Origin of the sequence: Erwinia sp. MYb416, from assembly GCF_037479575.1 — a bacterium.
Classification (GTDB): Bacteria; Pseudomonadota; Gammaproteobacteria; order Enterobacterales; family Enterobacteriaceae; genus Erwinia; species Erwinia rhapontici.
Genome location: NZ_JBBGYT010000166.1, coordinates 1 through 701 on the forward strand (window position 1 = coordinate 1; position 701 = coordinate 701).

General features: G+C 52.9%; 2 protein-coding genes. Both read right to left on the reverse strand.

Annotated elements, in window-relative coordinates; all coding sequences use genetic code 11:
* A partial coding sequence (locus tag WH277_RS01595; RefSeq protein ID WP_339503990.1) for a LysR family transcriptional regulator occupies positions 1–168 on the reverse strand: 168 nt, incomplete at its 3' end.
* A gap of 54 nt (positions 169–222) precedes the next feature.
* Positions 223–701 (reverse strand): hypothetical protein (locus tag WH277_RS01600; RefSeq protein WP_339503988.1); only part of this gene is annotated, 479 nt, incomplete at its 5' end.

Sequence of the window (701 nt, forward strand, 5' to 3'; positions counted from 1 at the left end):
ACCATCAAAGTTATTGCTGCGGTTAATCAGCGACAGCCCCAGCTCACGCTCCAGATTTTTCAGACGCATGGAAAGCGTGGGCTGACTGACAAAGCTGGCCTCAGCAGCGCGGCCAAAGTGGCGCTCTCGCTCCAGGTTACATAAATAGATGAGCTGTTTAATGTCCATTATGATGATGTCTTCGTTAGTGTGCGAACGCGGGTGCCGACGGCCGGGCTGCTGCTAATAAAATTCACTGACCAGCGTCGACTGGCGTTCAATGACGTTATCACCGGGCGAGGTTTTAATTTTATAGCGGCAGGAAGTGGGAACGCCCTGCTGATACTCACAGCGCGTCGTGATTTCTCTGGTCGAGGCCGGGTAGGTGGTGAGCATCACCCCATCCAGCCGTTTATCCGCCTCTGTCGTAGCAAATGTCTGCTTGTCATCGCTGATCAGACGAGCCCCTTCCCTTATGTTCTGCCTGACCATTCGCCCTTGCTCGTCATACGTTATGTCAATGCGCAGAGGATCCTGGATGGAAGAGTAAGCTGAAATCAGCCCACGGTCGTTGTAACTGATATTCAGCGTAGAATTGCCGCGGGTTTTTGATACGACGTTGCACTTGCCGTCCAGTTTCATCAATACCGGTTTACCGTTCTCCTCACCGACCAGCGTGTCTTTGTCCCGCCGCAGGCTGGTATTCGAGTGGATTTTGCGGT